The organism is Lewinellaceae bacterium, assembly GCA_020636105.1.
Classification (GTDB): Bacteria; Bacteroidota; Bacteroidia; order Chitinophagales; family Saprospiraceae; genus BCD1.
Genome location: JACJYL010000001.1, coordinates 2,538,585 through 2,561,858, shown reverse-complemented (window position 1 = coordinate 2,561,858; position 23,274 = coordinate 2,538,585). Strand labels below are relative to the sequence as shown.

Genomic DNA, 23,274 nt, shown 5'->3' with positions numbered 1-23,274 from the left:
GCATAATACGTCAAACAAAAAATGTGGCCACATCAATAAAAAAAAGGGCAGGGATCCATATTTTGCAATGGCAGAGCAACATATTGATCAGGCTTTTTGAATACGTCAATGGATAAAATTAAGTTAGGTGGAAACGATTTGATTTAGGGAGGTAATTGTACTGTTTGTGTATTTCCTTGGTATGGTGTTCAAAATAATTAGTTAACTTTGAAAGATGAATAAATCAATTATCGCTATCTTTTTTATCGGTTGCTTTTTGCTCTCGGCTACGGTAGGGGTTGGTCAGGCGGAAAACATTGACATAAAAAATATCGGCATATCATTTATTTCTAATTACTCTCCTGGTGAAAACAATTTCGGGAAACAGACCTGGGGCATCAGTGTATGTCCGGAAGGCCTGGTTTACTTTGCCAATAACGGATTACTGGTCTCCGGAGACAAGTTCTGGAAGACCTATGAATTTCCCGGCAATGCTATGAGAAGTGTTCATGCCATAAGTAAGGATACCATCCTGGTTGGAGGCGCAGATGAGGTCGGGCTTTTTATCGCCGGAGATATTCCAGGCGAATTTTCTTATCACAGCCTGATGCCTCAAATCGATAGTAGTTTTCACACTTTTGGTACGGTATGGAATATTTTAGAATCCCACAAGGCGATATATTTACGATCCGGTTCGGTCATCTTTGAGTTTAAAAATAACAGGATCGTTCCTTTAATGCATTCTCAGCTTTTTGAGTATATGACATTATTAAATGACACCCTGTATGTTTCAATCGCAGGAAAAGGTTTAGGAACTTATATCGATTCGACTTTCCGTTTATTACCTTTTGGAAGTTCTTTTTCCCAAATAAATGTTAAAGGTTTTTTTCAGTTTAATGAATCTGAAAAAATAATCTTTACGGACAATGAGGGCATATTTGTTGTCAATAACGATAAACTGATCCCCTTTGAATCCGATATTTCAAAAGAATTTACGGAGGATCTGATCTCTGAAGTGCTAATGATAGATAATCGTTATTTTATTATAGGTACTGTCAAAAACGGGTTATTTATCATTGATCATCAGGGCAGGCTGTTACAGCATATAAATAAAAATGTTGGCCTTCAAAATAATACCATCATTTCGATGGAACTCGATCATAACAATAACCTCTGGGTTGGGCTTGATAGCGGGATAAGTTATATCGAATTGAATTCCTGCCTGACCAAAATTAATTCAGAGACAGATATTGGTACCGGTTATGTTACAGCCTTTCACGACGGCAAATTGTTTCTGGGGACCAACCAGGGACTTTTTTATACTTCCTGGAAAGAAGCCATTAACGGACAGATCAAAACTTCGGCCATTGTGCCGGTCAAAAACACTGCCGGCCAGGTTTGGACTTTATTTGAAGCCGCGGGGGAACTGTATTGCGGACATCATAAAGGGCTCTATCTCATTAACGGTGACGAGGCTGTTTTGGTGAATCAGAACAGGGGATGCTGGAAAGTGGATTCTATCCAAAACTGGCCGGGATATTTTATAGAATCATCCTATCGTGGATTTTACATTCTCAAAACAGGGAAAAATCAGGTACTTGAATCAGTAGCTAAACTGTCTGGATTAAATCATAAAACGAGGTTGTTTCAACAGGATGAAACAGGCCATTTTTGGATCATAACTTCAGAAGGCAGGATCATCAGGTTCAGTATTGATCAGGAAACATTTTCCGTCAAGGATATGGAGGATATGACGGATGCGCCGGGATTGCCGGATTTTAAGCAGGTCATGATGGTGGGGTCCAGCAAGCAAATTTTCTTTTCAACCGAATTAGGGATGTTCCATTATGATATGCAACAGCAGAAGTTCGTCAATAATGAATATTACGATTATATCATAGGGAAAAATAAATTATGTTATGAATTTTTCGAAGATGATTTTCAAAGGATATGGTTTGTGACCGCCGACGAGATTGGCTACCTGTCCCTGCATTTTGGCAATACGAAAAAGGAGTACTTAAATTTTAATGAATTGTCAGATTCCTATACACGAATATTTGGAAAAATAGGGGTACTTGATCAGGACAATATTCTTTTTGGGGTAGACAATGGATTCTACCATTACAAAACCGATTGCTCTGAAAAGGGAGATTATAGTTTCAACGCATTTATCACCGGGGTTGAAACGAATGCTCCACCAATAAAATGGAATGAAAATGAAAACAGCTCAACGCCCATACCTGTTTTTGACCATTATAAAAATTCATTCAGTTTCAGTTTTACTTCCAATCAGTATATCGACCAGGAAAATTTGCAGTATAAATATTTCCTGGAAGGAATGGATGACCAATGGTCAGACTGGACGCCACGGAACATTAAGGAATACAATAATCTTAGAGAAGGGAAATACGCCTTTAAAGTGGTGTCGAAAAATAAGTTCAACATAGAATCTACTCCTGCAACCTTCAGCTTTGTGGTAAAGCCACCTTTATTGAGATCAACGGGTTTTTTAATCTTGAAAATTTTGCTTTTATTAGGACTCATCCTTTTTTTTAGAGTCTATTGGATTCGGAAAATTAATGCTGAACGCGAAAAAATGGAGCAATTGAGAATAGCCGAACAGGAGGAAAAAAGAAAAAAGTATGAAAAAGAGCAATTGAAATCCCAACAGAAAATCGTTGAACTGCAAAATGAAAAACTTGAAAAGGATCTCCTGCTTAAATCAAAGGAACTATCTAATTCCACTTATAACATTTTGCAAAAAAACATAATATTGCAAGAATTGAAGAAGGAGATGGAGCAGATGTATCACGAAAAGGATATCCACTCAAGAGACAAAAAAATCAAGCGTCTGATAAAATTGATAGGAAATGAAATAAATACCGAACAAGACTGGGAAGTTTTTGATATGCATTTTAATGCCGTGCATGAAGATTTTATTGAAAAACTCAGGAAAAGGTATCCTGATCTGACTCAAAATGACGAAAGGTTTTGTATTTTTATTAAGATGAATAATACGACAAAGGAGATTGCTTCATTTATGAATCTTTCCACCCGGGGGGTTGAAACCGCCAGATACCGGTTGAGAAAAAAAATGGGGCTGAAACGTTCGGAAAACCTTTTTGATGTAATTACCTCCCTGTAATCCTCCTCTAAAGCTGAAAATTTGACCTCTCCGGGCAACCGTTTGGTTTCCATAGCCTGATTTTTTTTTTGATAATTAGCCTCCTGGTTACATCATATAATGACGTAACAATCTAGTAGTTCTTTTCTGATGTTAAGTAATTAAGGCGTAACCAGGAGCTTGGTTGGGTTTTGACGATTCCATACCTTAGAGATTCTATTTTTTGTCTAACCAACAATCATTTTCAGATGAAATTTAAATTGATCATTTTTTTATTTTTCCTGGCAGGAAAATCTTTTGGAGCAGATAATGTAAAATTTATCCACGAAGAACGCAACGGCGTTGTATCGGTAGAAGCAGAACATTTTTATAATGTGGAATCCTGGGAAGAAACCTTTTATTATACCAGTAATGGGATGAAAATCCCCTCAAAAATGGATACTAATAGTGGCTTCCTTGAGTACCGGGTATTTTTTACCACTCCCGGCAAATATCATTTTTATTTACTGGGCAGTAAGGAAAAGAGGAGTTCAAAAGCCCGTAATCAGATAGAGATAAGGTTCTCTGCTGAAGATGCCCAAGGTTGGCAGGAACAATTTTTTGAAGGGCCCCGTGTTTTTGCGACTTCCTGGACAGGTGTGGCAGGGGAGCCCGTGGTTTTGGAGGTTTCTAAAGCCGGTATGTACACTTTAAATATCAGGCTTTTAGAAAATAGCTGGTTGTATGTCGATAAGTTAATGCTTAGCCTGGAAGGAAAGGAACGACCCAAAGGCACTGGTCCTCTCGAAACGCTGTACCAGGAAAAACCGGTGGATCCCGTTGAAATTGTCCTGCCTCCAGCCTGGGCATTCGGTGTTTTATACGGAGGGTATACGAATCAGGAACAAACGCTCCAGGTAATTGACACACTGATCAATGGAGATTACCCCATAGATGCTTATTGGATCGATTCTTATTTTTGGGATTTCAATAATGGGAAAGGTCCCAAAGGTTACGTTGATTTTGTAGGAGATACCCTTGCTTTTCCTGATGTGGGCCAAATGTGGACTACGATGCAGGACAAGAATATAAAATCAGGAATATGGATATGGAACCTGATTAATCAGGAAGGTAATGAGGAGGTATTCAAAGAATTTAACATAGGGAATCATTTTAGTAGTATTTATACCAACAGAAATGGCTGGCACAATGCGGATCGATATACGATAACAGGAAAAATAAATTTCGAAAAACAAGAAACGGCCGACTTATGGAAAAGTAAATTGAAACCCTTTTTCGATAAAGGGCTTGATTTTCTCAAACTGGATAGCTCCTCTGACCCTGATTTCTGTAAAGCGGCGTTTACGGCCATCCAGGAATTCGGAAAGGAAAATGAAGGAAGAGGTTTTATCCTGGCCCATTTGTCATCAATTTATGATGAGCGTTTCAAACTTTACCCCACCAACTGGACGGGTGATGCCAAGATTACCTGGAACCAGCCTGATTACCCCGATTTGAGCAGATATGCCATGGGAGGATACAAGGAAAATATTGAAATGGTAGCCGATCCCAACCGAACTACTTACCAGGTCCCGTTTCTTACCCACGATGCAGGCGGTTACGACTATTTCGGGAGCGAGGAGCAAAGTGATGAACTCTATTCCCGCTGGATCCAGTTTTCGGCCATGAACAGCATCATGACTATATTTTCAACCGCCAAGAACAAGTCCCGCAATCATCCTTATGGTTATGCTCCGGCCACCCAGGATATTTTCAGGAAATATACACATCTCAGGATGAGGTTGTTCCCCTACAGCTACACTTATGCTTTTCAGACGAGGCTGAGCGGTGAGAAAATGATCAGGGGAGATGGCGTTCACCAACACCAGTTTATGCTGGGAGATGCCTTGCTTATTGCCCCGGTGTTTGAGCCGGGCGCCCGGGAAAGGACCTTATATTTACCTGAAGGAGAATGGATAGATTTTGAAAATGAACAGATTTTTTCAGGAGGTAAGGAGGCGACGGTTAAAGCCCCGCTGGATAAATTACCCATGTTTGTCAGGGCGGGCAGTATCATCCCTTTTAGAAAATATTCGAGAGCTATCGAATCGGGAACCAATGACACGCTTGACCTGCATCTGTATCCCACAGATCATGAGACTTCATTCAACCTGATCGAAGACGACGGCAGAAGTAATGATTACAAGGAGGGCGTTTATGCCACTACTGGTTTTCACCTTTGGAAAAAGGGCAACATCCTGGAATTCGGTATTGATCCGGTGCATGGCACCTACAAGGGAATGACAACAGAGCGTTATTACGAATTGTTTGTTCATCTTTCCGGGAATCCTAAAAAAATGATGTTGAATGGCAAAAAAATGAAAAAAACAACCAGGCCGGGCGCTTTGAAAACGAATGAATGGACTTATGATCCTGAAAAGCAATTGATCCGGTTCAAATTCAAACAGATTAAATCGAAGCGCGTCACTTTAAAAATATCCTTTTAAAATAATTTTATGAAATACGGTCTGATTTTTAAATCATGGTTTTTGTTTTTTTTGTTATCCAAAGGTATATCGGCACAAGTGATCCCTGTTCAGATTGTGAACGAACCTGATGGTACTTTTCAGTTGTTAAGAGGGGGAGAGCCCTATTGGATCAAAGGTGCAGGCACCGGCAATCCGGAACGGTTTGCGGAACTTGCCCGCAGGGGAGGAAACTCCGTACGCACCTGGGGGGCTGGCTCGATAACCGGCGAATTGCTGGATTCGGCTTATTATCATGGCTTGTCGGTAATGCTTGGTTTGTGGGTGGGCCATGAAGCCGACGGATTTAATTATGATAATGAAGCGGCAGTGGCTGCCCAACTGGAAGCTTTTCAAGAGGTCGTTCTTCAGTATAAAGATCATCCGGCACTGTTGGCATGGGGTATTGGCAATGAGGTGAATCTCGGGTATTCAAATCTCAAAGTCTGGGATGCCGTCAATGATATCTCTATGATGATCCACGAGTTGGATGGCAACCACCCCACGCTGACCATTACGGCGGGGCTCAGTGTGAATCTGGCCAACACCATCGCATTAAAAGCGAATGACCTTGACTTGATTGGAGTCAATTCTTATGGAGGAATATCATCGGTTGCCGTAAACCTGAACGATTCTAATTGGGAAAAACCCTACGTTATGACTGAATGGGGGGTAAACGGCCCCTGGGAATCAGCTCATACCGCTTGGGATGCCCCGATCGAACCCAACAGCACACAGAAAGCAAGTACATTCCAAAACCGATACCAAAATGCCATTTTACCCAATATGGGAAAAATACTGGGGAGCTACGCCTTCCTGTGGAATGAAAAAAATGAAGGAACCCTCACCTGGTTCGGTCTTTTTGTGGGGCAGGAAACCACCCCGATGGTCGATGTGCTACAGCGAATGTGGACAGATACTTCAGCGGTGAATCTCGCTCCTGAAATTAACAGCGTATCTTTTAGCGGACAAGCCCTTCAGAGCAGTTATACCTTGTATTACTCCCAGGGAAATGTGCTTGAGGTGCAGGCTTCAGATCCGGATGGTGACGACCTCAGCTATGAGTTTATCATCCGTCCTGAATCAGGAGAGGAGGGAGTTGTCCCGGCTTCCGGGGAGACCTTTGATGGTATTCCCGGGATCATTGATTATTCTTCCGGTAATTCGGCTACCTTATCTTTCAACGGATCAGAAAACGATAGGGAATTCAGGGTGTATGTCCTGGTTCGTGATGGAAAAGGGCATGTGGCGACGGCAAGTTTACCCATTCGAACGGATCTGGTAGATTTGCAGGAATCCTATGAATTTATTCCTGAGCAGGATGCCTATATCGGAAATGGTGCAACTATTGGAACCCCTTTTGGGGCAGTCGATTCCGAAAATCTGAAGGTGAAATATTCGAATGTGGAGGGGGAACATTTTCAGACTTACCTCCTGTTTGACCTCAACCAGGCTCCTCCTGTTTTCAGCTCTGTCACCTTGGAGTTGTATGGACTACCCGATGAATCTGTGGAACTTCAGGTCTGGGGTTTCGGTGGTTTTTACTGGAACGAAGATAATATCAGTGGCAACAACTGTATTATCCCGGGATCGGGTTCACTGGCGGTTTTTGAGCCTCAGGAAAGTAGTTACCAGTGGTTTACATGGGAAGTGAAGGAATTTATTGAAAAACAATTCAGTCAGAATAACCGTAATATTACTTTAGTGGTCAGGGGGAATTCGGCTTTTTATGGAGATCCGGTAGTTTTTGAAAGCAAAGAAGGGGGAGGGGCACATCCTCCGAAACTGGTATTCAATACCACTCCGGCCAATACAAATATGGCAGAGAACTCAAAGCCTGAGATTTCAATATTCCCCAATCCGGCCAGTGAAACTTTACATGTAGAGCTTCCTTCACAGGTAGAAGGATTATCAGAATGTCTGATTTTTACCATGGAAGGTAAGCTGCTCGGCTCTTTCGAAAGGTCAGGGCATGATTTTTTTATACCTGTATCTTCTTTGCCGGCAAGTACTTATGTTTTGCTTATTACAAACAGGGAGGCTGACTTTCATGGTCAGCGTAAATTTATAAAAAGTGAGCATTAAGCTGTTATGCAAATCCCGATAGCCCGGTTTATTTCCATTTATTTATAACAAGCAAAAAAAAAATCCCGAATTCTGGCTTCTGCCAGAATTCGGGACAACTTTTGCGTAATATTAAAATTGTTTACTGTTTTACAAACTTCTGGGTAGTGAAATGTCCATTCTGGTCACTAACACTGATGAAATAGATGCCAGGTATCAGATCATTGGTGTTTAAACTGAATATCTGACGGCTTCCATCAATTTGTTTATTGATTATTAAATTACCCAGGAGGTCGTGAACATTAACCTCGGCTTCATCCTGTAAGGACATTCTTACATTCAGCATGTTCTTTGCAGGATTAGGATATATCGTAAAGTCCGTTGTTGAAAGATCAGTGACAGCAATAATAATGTGTGTATAAGGAACTTCAACGGTTGAATTGGTCATCGGCAGATTGAATGTAAAATCACCGCCTTCAATTAAAGTTCCATCGGCGTAAATATCATAAACGTGATCTCCTTCGGGAAGTCCCGCCACAAAAACACTCCAGATATTATCTCCGGCAGTTACGTCTCCGTTGGTTCCATCATCGTAAAGCTGGATGGTATTGCCGTCGTTATCAATTACTAAAGTATAATCGGTGCTTCCGGTTTGGGAAGTAACGGTAAACAAGGTATTGATGTAATATACTGGGGTCAAACCAGGCCCGTTCATATCGTCAAAATACCAGTATTCTTCAATGTCACCATCTTCATCATCAAAAATAAGCTTGACCGTTAAGTAGGAATCATCCGTAACTTGTCCGGTTGAATTTGATATCACCTCAAACGGGCTGAAAGTGAGTTCCTGCCATTGTCCAGGTGTGGTGTAAGGAACGCTCATTTTCAGATTCAGGCCATTGGCATCATCCAGTTGAATCCGGGCATTTCCCGTTGAATCCGCATTAAAGACTTTCATAGTGAAAGTATAACTTTCGCTAAAATCAATGGTTCTGTCCAGTTTCCATTCTGCATAGTGCCAGTTGACATTACCTGAAATCCACAATCCAACGTTATCGCTACTATTTACATCGTCAGGATGAGGGTTGGCGACTTTTCCTCCATATACAACACTTCCCCAGGAAGGAGCTGTGATATTTGGAGTCTTTTCTTCTGATTCATAATCAAAATAATTGTAGTAGGGGCCTAAATCCAAAATGTCCGGTCCGAGGAGTTTGTCAAAGTACCATTCTTCTCCGACATCGGTATCCTTATCATCAAAAATGAGTATGACACGGTCATAGGTATCGGTAATCATAGGGTCACCAACATTGTCGGCTTCAGTGAATACCAGCTTTTTCCATTGGCCGGGAGTATCGTATAAAACGGACAATTTAGGCTTGGTAGTGACTCCACCCGGGTTTTCAAGCTGTACGCGCACGTAACCTACGGAATCGGAATAAACCCACATCATAAAGGTCTGTTCTACGCTAAAATCGATCGGGGCAGGCAGGTCGTAGTACATTCCTGACCAGCCATTGTTACCGGTAAAGGCCTTTCCTGCATGGGCACCATCGTACACATCATCGGGAGCAGGATTGTCAACGATACCCCCATAAACGGCGGCATCAAATCCCTCCCATTCTTTTCTTAAATTCTCTGAACTGAAATACGTTTTGGCAGGCGTAAAATCCGGCGGGGCATTTTCTGCCGCTCCACGCAGCTCATCAAAATACCATTCTTCGACGTCCGCGGCATCAGCGCCACCGGGCTGGCCGTTATTGTGGTCAAAAACGAGCAGCACTTTCGTGATGAGGTCATCATATTGAGAAGGTACGCGCCATGTCAGGAGTTGCCAGGCTCCGGGAGTCGAATAATCGACATTCAGCTTCAGGGAGGACATGCCTGCGCCATCAAACTGGAGACGGATGCTTCCGGTTGAATCCGGATGATATACAAGCATGGTGAAAATGGTATCTCCAGATAAGTCAATGGGCTGGCTGAAATCGTATCTTATACCATCCCAATCTACTGCCGAGGTAGTCATCAGTCCAACACTGTCACTGGAGTTTAAGGCATCCGGCATGGGGTTGGAAACGACTCCAAGGAAGGAAGCACTGCTCTCCGTCCATACTGGATTGGTTTCAGCATCACCTTCAAAATCGAAAAATAAATGGTCTCCCACTACAGGGTTGGTGGGAGTTCCCCGCAGTTCGTCAAAATACCATTCCTGACCCGCTTCCGCCTGGTTATGCGCAAATACCAGCATCACCTGTGTGAATTGATCATCATATTGCTGGGGAACAACCCATGTCAGGAGTTGCCAGGCTCCCGGAGTCGAATAATCAACATTAAGCTTTAGCGTTGTAGCACCTGGGCCGTCAAACTGAAGGCGTGTGCTTCCTGTGAGCGTTGGATGATAAACCAGCATGGTGAAAGTTGTATCCTGGCTGAGGTCCAGCGTGTTTTCAAACTTAAATATAATACCGTCCCATGTATTGGATCCGGTAGTACATTTCCCTACCAGGCTACTTCCGTTTTGTGCATCCATTACCGGGTTGTCAAAAACGCCCGAATAGGTGGCTCCTCCTGGATTAAAGGTTGGCGTTGTTTCGTCAAAATCGAAATACAATACAGGTGTGTCACCCTGTGAGTAGGCAGACAAGTTGTAAAAAACAACTCCGATGAGTAATAGTAAGATTTTTTTCATGAGTAGTAAATTTTTATTGATTAGATTCACATAAAGTTAAACGGTCTGCTTTTAACATCTAAGAAATAAGCCACTACAGTATTTCGTCAATAAAAAATATCCTACTATTTTATTACGTCAACTCATTATTTGGTTCAGGATTTATGATCAGGCGTATCATTTGAAATCTTAGCGCGTGTTTAAATTTCGTTTTTGGATGCGGCTTTAGAGGGGGTTTTTGTTGAGAAAGGCACTTTTTTCGTTTGATGAGGGCCGTTCACCTAAAAAATAGGGAAGGTCAATGAGAAATAGCTCAAAAATGTGCTGAAGTATGATTGTTAAACTACCCTTGAGATACTTTGGTTAATGTTTCAATTCACTGATCTTGGAGGAAATCACCCGATAAAGGGTTTTGTGCCCCTGGTCAGAAGGATGAAGTCCGTCAGCCAGATTGCCAGAATTTTCGTATAACATTGGTACCTGGATATAGGTGACACCTATAGAATGAGCGGTTTCTTCAATTTTTGAATTAAATAGTTCGATGTTTTTATTCAGATAGTATTTGTCTGGTTTATAAGGGGAGGCTTTTGTTTCATCAACCCTGGTCAGGCCAACAAAAAACAAAGAGACATCCGGATTCTTTTGTCTAAAGAATTTAGCAAAAGAATCCAATCCCTTTTGAAAATCTTCCAGTGAAACTTCATAGCCGTCTTTTGAGGGTCTGTACCTGCTATCATTAATACCTACCCCAAGAATTACCACATCAAATGCTGATTTTGGGAGGGCAGATAATCTTTCATTTACCTTTAAAATGTTATCTCCCCCGACCCCGGCAATTTCAACATTGAGGGCTGGATGATTATTTTTAAACATTTGGGCCCACCCTGAATTGTTATGAGCACCGCCTCCTGCAATGAAACTATCCCCAATTATTAAATATTCTGTTTTCACTTTTTTATTTTGATGAAAAAAATGACAAGAACTAAATACTAGTATAAAGATCAGGAATGCGTTTTTCTTCAACATATGATTTTTGTTTTGGTACCAAATTAAAAGGCGTACCTACCGGACTCGGCTCTCCAGGCTACATAATTGAGGCTGCGCCATGACAAGCTTTTAGTTATCTTGGATCTAATTTAAGAGATTTAGCATCAGGTGGCCCTTCAGGAACAAAAATAATTCATTTTCAAAGAGGATACCGGAGGTTTTTTTTCATAAAACGCATTCATCGTTACATTTCCATTTATTATTAGTAATTTTACGCCGCTCAATTCAAATTAAACAACACCCCATGGGGCTGTTTTTGTAAATTTATTCTATGGTTGAGGTGAGGTAGATGTGTCGTTGCTTTTTATTAACACAAACCTTAGCATTTGTCTCATCTTTCGCCTCAAAAAAAATATTCTTGATCACTGCATTTTATTAAATTTAAGCTCAGCAAAATTTTTTACTATGGTATTTTTGGAGTTTGAGAAACCGCTGGAAAAATTATACGAACAACTCGAAAAGATCCGCGAGGTGGAACAGGGGGGTGAAGTGGATGTTTCTGCCACCATCAAAGAGTTGGAAAACAAAATAAAAAGCACCCGAAAAGAAATATACGATAACCTCACCGGCTGGCAAAGGGTATTGCTCTCTCGTCACCCGGAAAGGCCTTATACGCTCTTTTATATCGACCAGATGTGTAAGAAGTTTGTCGAATTGCACGGCGATCGGTATTTTAAAGACGATAAAGCTATTGTCGGAGGGATTGGCAATATTGACGGGCAAACGGTAGTTATTATAGGACACCAGAAGGGCGTCAATACCAAAATGCGGCAATACCGCAATTTCGGGATGGCTAACCCCGAAGGATACCGTAAGGCCCTGCGACTGATGAAACTGGCCGAGCGATTCAATTTCCCGGTGATCACCCTGATCGACACCATGGGGGCCTTTCCGGGCATCGAAGCGGAGGAACGCGGACAGGCGGAAGCCATCGCCCGCAACCTTTTTGAGATGGCTAAGTTGAAAGTCCCGGTGATCTGTTTCGTAATCGGGGAAGGCGCCTCGGGTGGGGCCATCGGAATCGGACTCGGCGATCGCGTTTTTATGCTCGAAAATACCTGGTACTCAGTGATCTCACCGGAATCCTGCTCTTCCATTTTGTGGCGCAGCTGGGATTATAAAGAACAGGCTGCCGATGCCCTGAAACTGACGGCAGAAGATATGTTGTCCTTCGGACTCATCGATGGCATCATCAAGGAACCACTGGGTGGGGCACATTCAGCTCCTGAAGAAATGGCCAAAACACTGAAGAAATATATTAAAAAGACTATCGCGGAATTGAAAGAATTGACCCCCGAAGAGAGAGTTTCCCTACGCATTGAAAAATATGCCTCCATGGGGGAATACGATTATATCGATATGGAAGGGGAGGATTAAAAGATCACATACATTAAACATATTATGAGTATCATTCAAAGCATACGCCAATATTTTTACCGCAGTTCTTTGAATAAAAAGCTTAGTACCAACAAAAAGTCAACCGGCAAAAAGATCACTTTTGACAATGCAGGCACCATAGGATTACTCTTTGATGCCAATGATCTGAATACCCGGAACATCGTGTTGAATTACAGCAATTCATTGAAAAAGCAAGGTAAAAAGGTCCGGCTGCTCGGTTTCTTTGAGAACAAGCACGAAACGGGAGATTTTACTTTTGATTATTACAACCTTAAAAATATTGACTGGGCCAGCCGCACCAAAGGCGAATCCGTTGAAACCTTTATCAATGAGCCTTTCGACATCCTGATCGCTCCTATGCTCCAAACCAATAGGCATACCGAATACATCGCGGCTCTAAGTCGTGCACGCCTCAAAGCAGGCCCTATCGCTTCATACGCCCCTGCAGCCTTCGATGTAATGGTGGATTTTAAACAGGGAACAGATCTCCCTGATTTTATCAGACAAATAGAAACACTCCTGAGAAAAACCGAATCAAGTGCTGTAGCCATGGTGTGAAACTTCATGCATGTGGTTAGCTTAATTTTTCAGAGAATAAATGGAATGAAAATTGAGCAGAGCCTCCCTTTAGGGAACAAAAGGGCGAGCGCAAGGCCTCTAAGAGCCCCCCTGGAAAGCAACGAGCACCAACTCATCGAGCAACCAGCAACCTAGCAACCAGTACCGAGTAACCAGCTATCAAGCAACAAGCGCCCTACTGCACCGAATCCCCTCTCAATCTTCTGTATCGCTTCCGGGCTTCAACCGCAAAGGTACTGTTGGAGAAGTCGATGAAGAGTGTTTCGTAAAGCGTTTTGGCTTTTTCGATGTCGTTGAGGTGGGTTTCGTACAGTTCGGCCAGTTCAAAAAGGGCATTGTCGGCACGGATGTCCTCTTTGTAGTTGTCGAAAACCTGCTGCAGTACGCTGGCAGCTTTCTCCCACTGATGTTGTTTTTTGTACACCTGGCCTTTTAGGTAAAGTACATCGTCGTCCAGAGAATGCTCCGGGAATTGCGTCAGCAACGAATCCATGGTCTGGAAGGCTTCGTCAAATTTGTTCTGGAAAACCATAAGATCTGCATGGGCGTACATTTCCAGGGCCGTAGTGGTGCTGTCGAGGCCCATATTGTCCATGATAAAAACAGAAAGGTCCAGGGCGTCGTTGGCGATCAGCTTGGAGGTGGAGGCTTTTAATACATCAAACTGCGATTGTGCCCACTCGAAATCCCCAAAATAATAAGATAATTTTGCATTGAGAAAGCGGGCTTCATGGCCCAGGGTACCTTCTTTAAATTCTTTATCTACCTGGGAATACAAAAGGGTGGATTCCCAGCGGTCTCCTTTCATCAGGTAGAAGTCAGCCAGGCTGATTTTGGCATTGGCGAGCAATACCCGGTCAATCCCGCGATATTCTATCAATTCCGTTAAAAGGCCTATAGCTTTGTCGAGGTCATTGAGGTAAAAAGCTTCAAACTCGGCAAGCTCCAGGACGATCGAGGCCGTAGCGGTTGTTTTACCGAATTCATAAAGAAAATTTTCGTATTGATCCTCCAGATCTTTCAACTCCTGCTGCGTGTAATCACTTCCTTCCACGAGTTTGTCGCGGCGCACCATAAGTCCTTCGCGTTTGGCATCAATATAAAAAGTGGAAGCCAGTCCTTTTTGTTCGACAATGTAATCGTAAGCCTGGATGGCGGTATCATAATCCTCATCATTCGCAGCAATCTGGGCCAACTGATAAATCCGGCCTCCGTTCTCCTCCAGGCGGCGATCGAGGGCTTTGACTTGCCGAAAGGCATTCTCATAATCTTTACGCTGGATAAAAACCCAGGTCAACAATTCCACATAGGGAAGGGAGGCATCATTGTCCTGTATGCGTTCGTATAATTTAGTCTGAAGTTCCACGAAATCATCTTCCGACAAATAACGCTGAAAATAGGTTTTGATCTGGTTGGATCGCTCAGGGCCCATCTCCAGACTGTTGAGGTAGCTGTCGATCATTTTGGACATATCCCCTTTTCGGCGGTAGAGTTCTCCCAGGTTGAGGGCAAAAATATTATCGTCTTTGAGCAATTTGGCGCCTTTTTCATAAGTGGCTGCGGCCTCATCGTATTTGGAGAGTCGCATAAATGAACTGGCAAGCTGGGTCACGGCATATTGATCGCGGGGTAGATTGTCGATCGCTGTCTGATATTGTTCCGAAGCCTTATCAGGCTCATCCATTTCGTCGAGCACTTTGCCGTAACTGACATACAGACTAACGTTCTCCGGTTGTTTTTTCAACTGTTTTTTGATGACATCGATACATTCGTCAAAATCACCTTGCCCCAGCAGGCTTTCGACGTAGCGTTCAAAGTAATAATCACTTTTCGTCTTGTCGTAAAGCTTCTCATACAACATGGCGGCCTTTTCAAATTCACCGTTCTCGTAATACTGTTGTGCCAGACGGGCATCCTGAGCCTGAGTAAAAATGGCTGACAGCCCTAAAATGAATACCAATACCAATTTCTTCATGATCATAAAATTATACTACAAAAGAACAGAAAATCTGATCAAAAGTTGCTCAAAATTAAAAACATCCTGCTTTTTGGTAAAACAGGATGCTTTTTTTATTACAGGGGCGCTTGTTGGTTACTCGATGATGGTTGCTCGTTGCGTAAAGAGGGGGCGCTGCCGGACTATTCCAAACGGAAATGTACTGGTAGATTGAACTGTACCCGAACTGGGATTCCTCGCTGTTTACCCGGCGTCCATTTCAGACCACTATTGGCCATGATGTGAACGACCCGCATGGATTCCGCGCCACACTGTCCGCCAATATCTCTTACCAATTCAATATTACTTACAGAGCCGTCTTTTTCTACTACAAAAGTCACAAAACAGCGGCCCTGGATACCATTCTCACGGGCGATGGCAGGGTACTTGATATTGTTTTGGATAAACTGCAGCAATTTCATGTCGGCACACTGCTTTTTTTCAGCTTTGGAACCCGCCATATCTTCACAACCCGGGAAACGGGGCATCTCTTCTACCACCCGGAACGGAATATCTTCTGTCTCATCTTTTTTTTCGGGAGGTAAAACAATAGCTTTGGGCCTGGGCGTAGCAGCAGGTTCGGGCCTGGCATATTCAACACTGCTGTCTACGAATGTTACCGTATCGACCGGAATTTCGTTGTCTACCACTTCAAATTCTGGTTTTACAGGAGGAGGTGGAAGTTTTTGAGGTTCGGGATCTTTTGTCCGGGTTATTTCAACCTCATCGCCAGACCAGGTAATGGACATATCCGCGAAATGTATGGGTTTTTCAAATTTTGTCCATCCGAAAGCGAGTACCGAAAGCCCCAGCGCAACAGAGAGCCCGATATTGAAAAAGGTACCACTTAACCTAAACACGTCAACGGGCCGGTATTTGTTCCTTTCCGAGAGGGAAGGTATTGTTTTTTTGTCGGCATAAGCGGAGAGATCTTCGCCGGCTTTCCTGTGTAAAAAATAACGCATTAAGGTGATCATGATAACGAAGGCTGCAATGAGGCCCAGAATGATCATACCAAAGGTATTCCCGTCGATTGCAATATTCAACAAGTTCATAAGTAAAGGTTTTAATGTTCTGATATTCAGTTTTTTATAAGATGTGCAGGGGAGGAGTTTTGGTGTGTGGGGAGTTTTTTTTGTAAAAGGAGTTGATTTATGGATGCGGGAATGAGAGAATGGGAACAAAAAAAGGGTTGCTCTCCGGAGAGACCAACCCTTTTTTATTAAGTGGTATAAAAAACTACTCGAGTCTGAAGTGTACAGGCAAGTTGAACTGAACACGAACGGGGCGACCACGCTGTTTACCGGGAATCCATTTGATTCCTTTTTTTGTCATGAGGTCAACCACGCGGAGAGATTCCTGTCCGCATTGTCCGCCAATGTCACGAACCAACTGAACATCGGTAACAGAACCGTCTTTTTCGACTACGAAAGTTACGAAGCAACGTCCCTGGATACCGTTTTCACGAGCGATTGCAGGGTATTTGATATTCGATTGAATAAACTGCAAAAGCTTGGTGTCTGCACAGGTTTTCTTTTCAGCCTGTGTTCCGGCCATGTCTTCACAACCCGGGAAACGAGGCATTTGCTCAACCACTTTAAAGATTTCTTCTTCTTTTGGAGGTGGTGGAGGTGGCGGTGGAGGAGGAGGTGGTGGAGGAGCATCCCCAACCGGATCCGGCCTTTTAATATTTGTGTTGTCGTCAATAGAGTTATCCACAAATTCAGGTGGATCATCATCCAACACTAATTCATCGGGTACCTCTTCAATCACCGGTGGTGGAGGAGGCGGAGGTGGTGGTGGCGGTTCGGCAGTACGAACGATTTCCTGTGACAAATCAACCTCCATGTCTCCAAGAAGGTCTGAAACGTCAATCTGTTTTTCGTACTGAGTCCAGCCAAATGCCAGAACAATAACACCTAAAGAAATAGCCAACCCGAGGTTAAAAAAGGTACTGCTGTATTTAAAAGCGTCTACCTCAGGGTACTTATTTCTGCCCTCCAGGGGAGAGCGGTGTTGGTGACTGGCAAAGGTAGAGGCAAGATCCTTTTCCGATTGTTGGTGCAGACGCATTCTGACGAGATAAATCAAGACCAGAATGCCAATCATAACACCTAAAACCGCCAGACCTAATGCCTTACCACTAATGGCAATATCGAGTAACAACATACTGATAAGGTTTAATGATGCTAATAAATAGTTGGCGAAAAAATCTTCAACTATTTATGGTTAATAAATTTCAAAAAAATCAAACTTGTAATTGAGCCGATAATATTAGCAACAATATCAAAAAATTCAAAATATCTTCCCGGAAAAAAGTAATATTGACCAAATTCCAGCAGGATTCCATACCCGGCAGTGATAATAATCGCATAAATGATGTTCTTGGTGGTCAAGCTCTTTTGCTTGACAAGCCCCCGAAATAACAAAAGTGTTAAAATCAGGTAAACACCAATGTGGGCGATTTTATCGGCTTCCAGCAAATCCCCAAGGTCGATATGAGGAAGATTTTTTCCGGGCATGGCAGAAAGTATAAAAATTACTGCCGCCCAGGTTATTGCCGGGATAAAGTATTTCAAATTGACTCAATTAATATTAAAGATGTAATGGAAGTTTGTTTTGGTGTACGGAGCATAATTTTTTTTTAAAATTATGGAATCGACGCCTCGTAAGCTTCCGCATCCATCAAATCATCCAACTGGGAAGGATCGCTCATTTCGATTTTTACGATCCAGCCTTTGCCGTAAGGATCGGAATTGATGAGCCCGGGTTCATCTCCGTCATCCTCATCCAGGTCAGGATTAAACTCCAGGATGGTTCCATCCACAGGTAAAAACAATTCTGAAGTGGTCTTGACCGCTTCAATAGTGCCGAATACATCCCCTTTTTCGATTGCTTCTCCTACTGTATCCACTTCTACATAGACCAATTCCCCCAATTCACTTTGGGCAAAATCGGTGATGCCAACAAAGGCGATGTTTCCTCCTTCAACTCTGATCCATTCATGATCCTCAGAGTATTTGAGATCCTTTGGAAATTTCATAATTGTATTTTAGTTTTATTTTTCGTTTCAATCAGTAATATTTTGATCATCATCCATTAACAATCAATCATTAGTTGCTTTCCTTATTAAAAATAAGGGAAAGTGCTGATTAACCCTTTAATCTTTCTCCGATTTAGCAAGCCAGTTTTTCACCCAGTCGATGGTCAGTGATTTTGGTCTTTCCAGCGGGAAGCCCAGGGCTCTTGACCAACACATGGCAGAAAGTACTCCCAATGCGCGGGATACGCCAAACAATACGGTGTAAAATCCGTATTCTTTCAGTCCGTAGTGGACGAGTAGTGCTCCGGAGTGGGCATCGACGTTGGGCCATGGATTTTTCACCTTACCTAGTTTTTCCAGTATTGGAGGCACCACCTCAAATACCTGCCACACTACATTTACCACATCACTATGGTCAATATTTTCTTCTGCAAATTTCTTCTGCGCCATAAAACGCGGATCCGGACTACGCAGTACTGCGTGGCCGTATCCCGGAATAACCCGTCCTGAAGCAAGGGTGCTGTTGACGTAATTGGCGATCTGATCATTTGTCGGTTTGGTGGTACCCAATGCATTCAGCATATCCATGATCCATTCGATCACTTCCTGGTTGGCCAATCCGTGAAGAGGGCCTGCCAGGGAATTCATTCCTGCTGCGAGGGAAAGGTAAGGATCTGCCAGAGTTGAGCCTACCAGGTGGGTAGTGTGTGCCGAAGCGTTACCGCCTTCATGGTCTGCATGAATGGTAAGGTAAAGCCGCATCAGGCTTTTGAAATCATCCCCCGGAATACCGAGCATATGGGCGAAATTTCCGGCCCAATCCAGGGTAAAATCCGGTGCGATGTCTTTTCCCTCGTGGTAAGTCCTGCGATAAATGTAGGCGGCCACTCTTGGCAAACGGGCGATGAGGTTCATGGTATCTTCATAAACGGCATCCCAATACTCGCTTTTATTGAGTCCTTCATTGTAACGACGGGCAAAAACGCTTTCAGTTTGCATGGCATTGATAGCAATACTGAATTGTGTCATCGCATGGGTATCCTTGGGCAGTTTGTCCAGTACATCAAAGATGTGCTGAGGAACATGGCTCCGGGTGGTCCATTGGTCGGTCAGCCATTTGCCTTGTTCAGCAGTCGGGATTTCTCCCGTGAGCATCAACCAGAACAACCCTTCCGGGCGAGGCTGCTTACCGCAAATACCTTTGGGTAATAATTCCTGCAGTTCAGGAATTGAATATCCCCTGAAGCGAATACCGGTAATCGGATAGAGTTGGGAAGTTTCCCAAATCATCATTTTAATACTCCGGGCACCGCCGAAAACCTGTTCCAGCGTTACTTCGTCAATTTTTTTTGCACCGTGTTCCTTGAGGATTTCCTTGACTTCTTTTTTGAGCGAACTTGCTTTTTCGAAAAATCTTTGTTTCAGAGGATCCATAAATTATTTGTGTTTTGTTTGGATGGATAAAATTGAATACCACAATTCAGGGGTTGGGTTAGTGGTTTTTTTGGGGTGAATTGGATTCGGTTTACCATTCCTTAATTACAGGATATGCTTTCCTTTAAATTAATATTATGGCGATAAACATGAGTCATCCCGGATTTCATCTGATCAGATAAAATCCGGGATGACTCATGTTTATACCAGGTACTTATTGAAGAAAAAGAAGATTAGTGCGTTCTTTCAATGACAGTAAGTCTTATTTCTTCAGTGGATAGTCCCTGCGCTTTCAGTTCTTTTACCAATTGAGCTTCTGTGACACGGCGTTGGCCCTGCTGTTCTCTGAAAATGGTTATTTGCGATTCATTGAGCATCATGCGTACAGAAGCATCCGTCCCTTTACGATTTGCTGCCAATTTTTCAAGATAGGCTGTTCTGTTGGTATCTTTTAAAGGAGCAATAGCTGCAAGGTTATTGAAATTACGCTCCTGGATCACTTCCATTTTTTCAACCTGCGCTGCATCGAGGCTGTAAAGGGCCGTCATTTCTTTTACCGCCTGGGTAACTTCGTTTGAAAAATTAGTAGTCTGTGCTGTTACCGTAAAACCGACAGCACCCAGAAAAAAACACAATAACACCTTTCTCATTTGTAATAAATTTTAAGTAACTTCTATAGTTTTTAATTAATGCACGCTAAAGTACAAAAAATGGTAGTTTTGCACCTCAAAATTTCGAGTATATTTGATTCTTTAAAAAGTAATTGTCATTTCAACGCTAAATTAGTTAAATATGTTGGTCATTCAGGACATTTTAGTGAGTGATGCCGTGGTGGAGGAACAGTTTATTTGTAACCTCAAGGCCTGTAAGGGCATTTGTTGTGTGGAAGGCGATTACGGGGCTCCCCTGGAAGCATCGGAGTTGCAAACCCTGGAACATATATATATAAAGGTAAAACCCTTCCTGGCTGAGGACGGTATTGCAGCGATTGAACAGCAGGGACTTTATGTTTACGAAGAAGATTTTAAAGAATATTCTACTCCCCTGATCGATGGTGGACCATGTGCTTATCGGGTCTGGAAAGACGGAATCGTAGCCTGTGGTATTGAAATCGCTTATTATGCGGGCGCAGTGCCCTTTAAAAAGCCAATCTCATGTCATTTGTATCCCATCCGGATCAAGGAAAATAAACTGACCGGTTTTGAAGCCATCAACTACGATGTGTGGGATATCTGTTCTGCCGCCTGTGAGTTGGGGAGAAAGGAGAAAGTGCCGGTGTATCGTTTTTTAAAAGAACCGCTCATCAGAAAGTACGGAGATGAGTTCTACGAAGAACTTGATGCTGCGGCCAGTTTTTTGAATACAAAAACAGCGCTTTGAGGATTGCCGTAAATACAAGGTTTTTATTGCAAAATAAGCTGGAAGGCATTGGCTGGTTTACCTATGAGGTGCTGCACCGACTCGTCAAACTCAGACCGGGGGATGAGTTTATCTTTTTTTTTGATCGTGATTTCGATGAGCAGTTTATTTTTGATAAAAATGTTACCGGAGTCAGACTCTTTCCTCCGGCCAGGCATCCATTTTTGTGGTACTGTTGGTTTGAATGGTCTTTGGTGCAGGGACTGAAAAACCAAAAAGCAGATCTTTTTTTCTCGCCGGATGGATTTTGTTCCCTGGCAACCGATGTGCCGACACTTATGGTGACTCATGATATTGCCCATCACCATTTTCCGGAACACGTGCCCTTTTTGTCCCGTTGGTATTACAACTTTATGGTGCCACGTTATCTGAAAAGAGCGGACCATATTATTACCGTTTCCAACTTTACCAAAAATGATATTGAAAATACGTATGGCATTGCTTCGGAAAAACTGTCCGTTGCACACAATGGCAGCCGCTCTCTTTTTCGACCCCTTGCCGGCACCGAACAGGTAGAGGTCAGAAGGAATTTTTCAAATGGCAGCCCGTATTTCTTTTATTATGGTGCGGTGCATCCCCGCAAAAATGTACACCGGCTCATTACGGCTTTTGACGGCTTTAAAAACAACTTTGAATCTGAGGTAAAATTGCTCATAGGGGGACGTTTCGCCTGGCAGACAGGCCCGGTTAAATCGGCCTATGAAAAGGCGGTTCATAAAAAGGATATTCACTTTTTGGGTTACCTCTCTGAAGAATATCTGACCTCTATAGCAGGTTCTGCACTGGCGGTGGTTTATATCTCCGGTTTTGAAGGATTTGGTTTGCCCATCCTGGAAGCCATGCACGCGGAGGTTCCTGTCATCACCTCCAATGTATCTTCTCTCCCGGAAGTAGCAGGGGAGGCCGCTATTCTGGTCGACCCTGAAAATCCTGAAGATATCCAAAGCGCCATGCACCTGATTTGGAGTCAGCCCGGGAGGAGAGCCGATCTCATCGAAAAAGGAAAAAGACAACGGGAACAATTTAACTGGGATAAAACGGTAGCTGTTATCAATGAAAAAATTGACCAAATGTTATTTTGATATAAATTTATTTAATCTTTCATGTCTTGTTTGATTCATGTTTTTATGGGGTGTAATTTTTGGCTTAATGGTTTTTGGAATAATTGGATTGTTGATCTTTAAAGTAAAGGCGGGCCATTTAAATAAAGGAATAGGAGGATGCTCTTATTTCACTTACGGATACTTTTTTTCGAATAATTTTTTATCCCAAACTACCTGGTTTTCAGATTATTAAGAGGGTTGTTGTTGTTTTTTATTAACAAGTTGTAAAAAATACCTCCTTTGGTCTAGGAAATTCAACAAATTTTCATTTATCTTTGCACTCACGTTTAGACGTTTACACAGACAATAGCAATAAGCTTTTACACGACCTAAATCGAGGCTTACTACTTACACAGAAATTGAACTGGCATATTGCCCCTGAATAGCGACTTTAGAGAAAAACCATTTTTTTATTGCTTATATTGATTGAATAGTTTACCTTTGCAGCATTACTTTACAATCATTAATCCCATGATAATTAAAAGGTACTCCACGCAGCACCATTCGGTGTCTGTATATTCTTCTCCTGTAAATAAAAATAAGTTTGTTTATTTGAACCTATGATATAGGTAATGCTCACGTTATGTTTTAGTCTGAAGGGCTTTTACATAAGGTGTTTTCGCTATTTGACCTGATTTTGACCTTAATACTATAAAACATATGCTCCACAAAAAGATGTGGCGCCTGATTTGAAATACTAAAAGCATGTTTGGATTGCTTATGAAAAACATGTTATAATTCGTTTAAATTTTTCGACCTAAATAGTTTGATAAGCCACTCATTCATGAAATACGACCTAAACACAACCGGGTTTATCAAACACACTCACACCACACACGTACACTTTGCACGCCCCCTTTTACGAATGATTCACCTAACCGTTCACGTTTTACCGTGGGCCGTTCATCGTAAAAGA

At 42.5% G+C, this 23,274-nt stretch carries 16 protein-coding genes; 7 read left to right on the top strand and 9 right to left on the bottom strand.

Annotated features, from left to right (window positions below; translation table 11 throughout):
- Positions 1–214 precede the first annotated feature (214 nt).
- The 3 genes from H6571_09660 to H6571_09650 all read left to right on the top strand — a co-directional run bounded on the left by H6571_09660 (position 215) and on the right by H6571_09650 (position 7,692).
- On the top strand, positions 215–3,124 hold the full coding sequence (locus H6571_09660; GenBank protein MCB9323987.1) for a hypothetical protein: 2,910 nt from the start codon (positions 215–217) through the stop codon (positions 3,122–3,124).
- Positions 3,125–3,351: 227 nt separating this feature from the next.
- Positions 3,352–5,589, top strand: coding sequence for a glycoside hydrolase family 31 protein (locus H6571_09655; GenBank protein MCB9323986.1), 2,238 nt, complete (start codon positions 3,352–3,354; stop codon positions 5,587–5,589).
- Between the two features lie 9 nt (positions 5,590–5,598).
- Positions 5,599–7,692: a DNRLRE domain-containing protein gene (locus H6571_09650; protein ID MCB9323985.1), complete on the top strand. Its 2,094-nt coding sequence runs from the start codon at positions 5,599–5,601 to the stop codon at positions 7,690–7,692.
- 121 nt (positions 7,693–7,813) lie between these two features.
- Here the strand turns inward: H6571_09650 and H6571_09645 are convergent, their stop codons facing one another.
- Together H6571_09645 and H6571_09640 are read right to left on the bottom strand one after the other, a co-directional pair.
- Positions 7,814–10,360 (bottom strand): T9SS type A sorting domain-containing protein, encoded by a 2,547-nt coding sequence (locus H6571_09645; GenBank protein MCB9323984.1) that lies wholly within the window; start codon positions 10,358–10,360, stop codon positions 7,814–7,816.
- Positions 10,361–10,702: 342 nt separating this feature from the next.
- Complete coding sequence (locus H6571_09640) at positions 10,703–11,290, bottom strand: SGNH/GDSL hydrolase family protein (protein MCB9323983.1); 588 nt, start codon at positions 11,288–11,290, stop codon at positions 10,703–10,705.
- Positions 11,291–11,791: 501 nt separating this feature from the next.
- Here H6571_09640 and H6571_09635 point away from each other — a divergent pair.
- On the top strand, positions 11,792–12,763 hold the full coding sequence (locus tag H6571_09635) for an acetyl-CoA carboxylase carboxyltransferase subunit alpha (protein ID MCB9323982.1): 972 nt from the start codon (positions 11,792–11,794) through the stop codon (positions 12,761–12,763).
- Positions 12,764–12,787: 24 nt separating this feature from the next.
- Positions 12,788–13,342 (top strand): hypothetical protein, encoded by a 555-nt coding sequence (locus tag H6571_09630; protein MCB9323981.1) that lies wholly within the window; start codon positions 12,788–12,790, stop codon positions 13,340–13,342.
- A 196-nt stretch (positions 13,343–13,538) separates the two neighbouring features.
- On the opposite strand, the gene H6571_09625 is transcribed toward H6571_09630, so the two are convergent.
- The 7 genes from H6571_09625 to H6571_09595 all read right to left on the bottom strand — a co-directional run bounded on the left by H6571_09625 (position 13,539) and on the right by H6571_09595 (position 20,486).
- Positions 13,539–15,338: a tetratricopeptide repeat protein gene (locus H6571_09625; GenBank protein ID MCB9323980.1), complete on the bottom strand. Its 1,800-nt coding sequence runs from the start codon at positions 15,336–15,338 to the stop codon at positions 13,539–13,541.
- Positions 15,339–15,502: 164 nt separating this feature from the next.
- Positions 15,503–16,414, bottom strand: coding sequence for an energy transducer TonB (locus H6571_09620; GenBank protein MCB9323979.1), 912 nt, complete (start codon positions 16,412–16,414; stop codon positions 15,503–15,505).
- 184 nt (positions 16,415–16,598) lie between these two features.
- The gene (locus H6571_09615; protein MCB9323978.1) at positions 16,599–17,528 is read right to left on the bottom strand and encodes an energy transducer TonB; all 930 of its coding nucleotides are present in this window, start codon (positions 17,526–17,528) and stop codon (positions 16,599–16,601) included.
- 50 nt (positions 17,529–17,578) lie between these two features.
- On the bottom strand, positions 17,579–17,938 hold the full coding sequence (gene vanZ / locus H6571_09610) for a VanZ family protein (protein ID MCB9323977.1): 360 nt from the start codon (positions 17,936–17,938) through the stop codon (positions 17,579–17,581).
- Positions 17,939–18,009: 71 nt separating this feature from the next.
- Positions 18,010–18,402 carry a glycine cleavage system protein GcvH gene (gene gcvH, locus H6571_09605; GenBank protein MCB9323976.1) on the bottom strand — a complete coding sequence of 131 codons (393 nt, stop codon included), beginning with the start codon at positions 18,400–18,402 and terminating at the stop codon, positions 18,010–18,012.
- A gap of 117 nt (positions 18,403–18,519) precedes the next feature.
- A complete protein-coding gene (locus tag H6571_09600; GenBank protein ID MCB9323975.1) occupies positions 18,520–19,836 on the bottom strand; it encodes a citrate (Si)-synthase in 1,317 nt (438 codons plus the stop codon).
- 233 nt (positions 19,837–20,069) lie between these two features.
- The gene (locus H6571_09595) at positions 20,070–20,486 is read right to left on the bottom strand and encodes a hypothetical protein (protein MCB9323974.1); all 417 of its coding nucleotides are present in this window, start codon (positions 20,484–20,486) and stop codon (positions 20,070–20,072) included.
- Positions 20,487–20,628: 142 nt separating this feature from the next.
- Here H6571_09595 and H6571_09590 point away from each other — a divergent pair, with 142 nt between their 5' ends.
- Together H6571_09590 and H6571_09585 are read left to right on the top strand one after the other, a co-directional pair.
- Entirely contained in the window at positions 20,629–21,216 is a 588-nt protein-coding gene (locus tag H6571_09590; protein MCB9323973.1) for a DUF3109 family protein, read from the top strand.
- A 26-nt stretch (positions 21,217–21,242) separates the two neighbouring features.
- Positions 21,243–22,337: a glycosyltransferase family 4 protein gene (locus tag H6571_09585; protein MCB9323972.1), complete on the top strand. Its 1,095-nt coding sequence runs from the start codon at positions 21,243–21,245 to the stop codon at positions 22,335–22,337.
- Positions 22,338–23,274: the final 937 nt, after the last annotated feature.

What these genes read in the sequence shown, in the direction of transcription:
- H6571_09655 (MCB9323986.1), top strand. Translation starts at nt 3,352, where the DNA reads ATGAAATTTAAATTGATCATTTTTTTATTTTTCCTGGCAGGAAAATCT.
- H6571_09595 (MCB9323974.1), bottom strand. Translation starts at nt 20,486, where the DNA reads ATGAGAAAGGTGTTATTGTGTTTTTTTCTGGGTGCTGTCGGTTTTACG.
- H6571_09620 (MCB9323979.1), bottom strand. Translation starts at nt 16,414, where the DNA reads ATGAACTTGTTGAATATTGCAATCGACGGGAATACCTTTGGTATGATC.
- H6571_09645 (MCB9323984.1), bottom strand. Translation starts at nt 10,360, where the DNA reads ATGAAAAAAATCTTACTATTACTCATCGGAGTTGTTTTTTACAACTTG.
- H6571_09650 (MCB9323985.1), top strand. Translation starts at nt 5,599, where the DNA reads ATGAAATACGGTCTGATTTTTAAATCATGGTTTTTGTTTTTTTTGTTA.
- H6571_09660 (MCB9323987.1), top strand. Translation starts at nt 215, where the DNA reads ATGAATAAATCAATTATCGCTATCTTTTTTATCGGTTGCTTTTTGCTC.
- H6571_09590 (MCB9323973.1), top strand. Translation starts at nt 20,629, where the DNA reads ATGTTGGTCATTCAGGACATTTTAGTGAGTGATGCCGTGGTGGAGGAA.
- H6571_09615 (MCB9323978.1), bottom strand. Translation starts at nt 17,528, where the DNA reads ATGTTGTTACTCGATATTGCCATTAGTGGTAAGGCATTAGGTCTGGCG.
- gcvH (MCB9323976.1), bottom strand. Translation starts at nt 18,402, where the DNA reads ATGAAATTTCCAAAGGATCTCAAATACTCTGAGGATCATGAATGGATC.
- H6571_09630 (MCB9323981.1), top strand. Translation starts at nt 12,788, where the DNA reads ATGAGTATCATTCAAAGCATACGCCAATATTTTTACCGCAGTTCTTTG.
- H6571_09635 (MCB9323982.1), top strand. Translation starts at nt 11,792, where the DNA reads ATGGTATTTTTGGAGTTTGAGAAACCGCTGGAAAAATTATACGAACAA.
- H6571_09600 (MCB9323975.1), bottom strand. Translation starts at nt 19,836, where the DNA reads ATGGATCCTCTGAAACAAAGATTTTTCGAAAAAGCAAGTTCGCTCAAA.
- H6571_09625 (MCB9323980.1), bottom strand. Translation starts at nt 15,338, where the DNA reads ATGAAGAAATTGGTATTGGTATTCATTTTAGGGCTGTCAGCCATTTTT.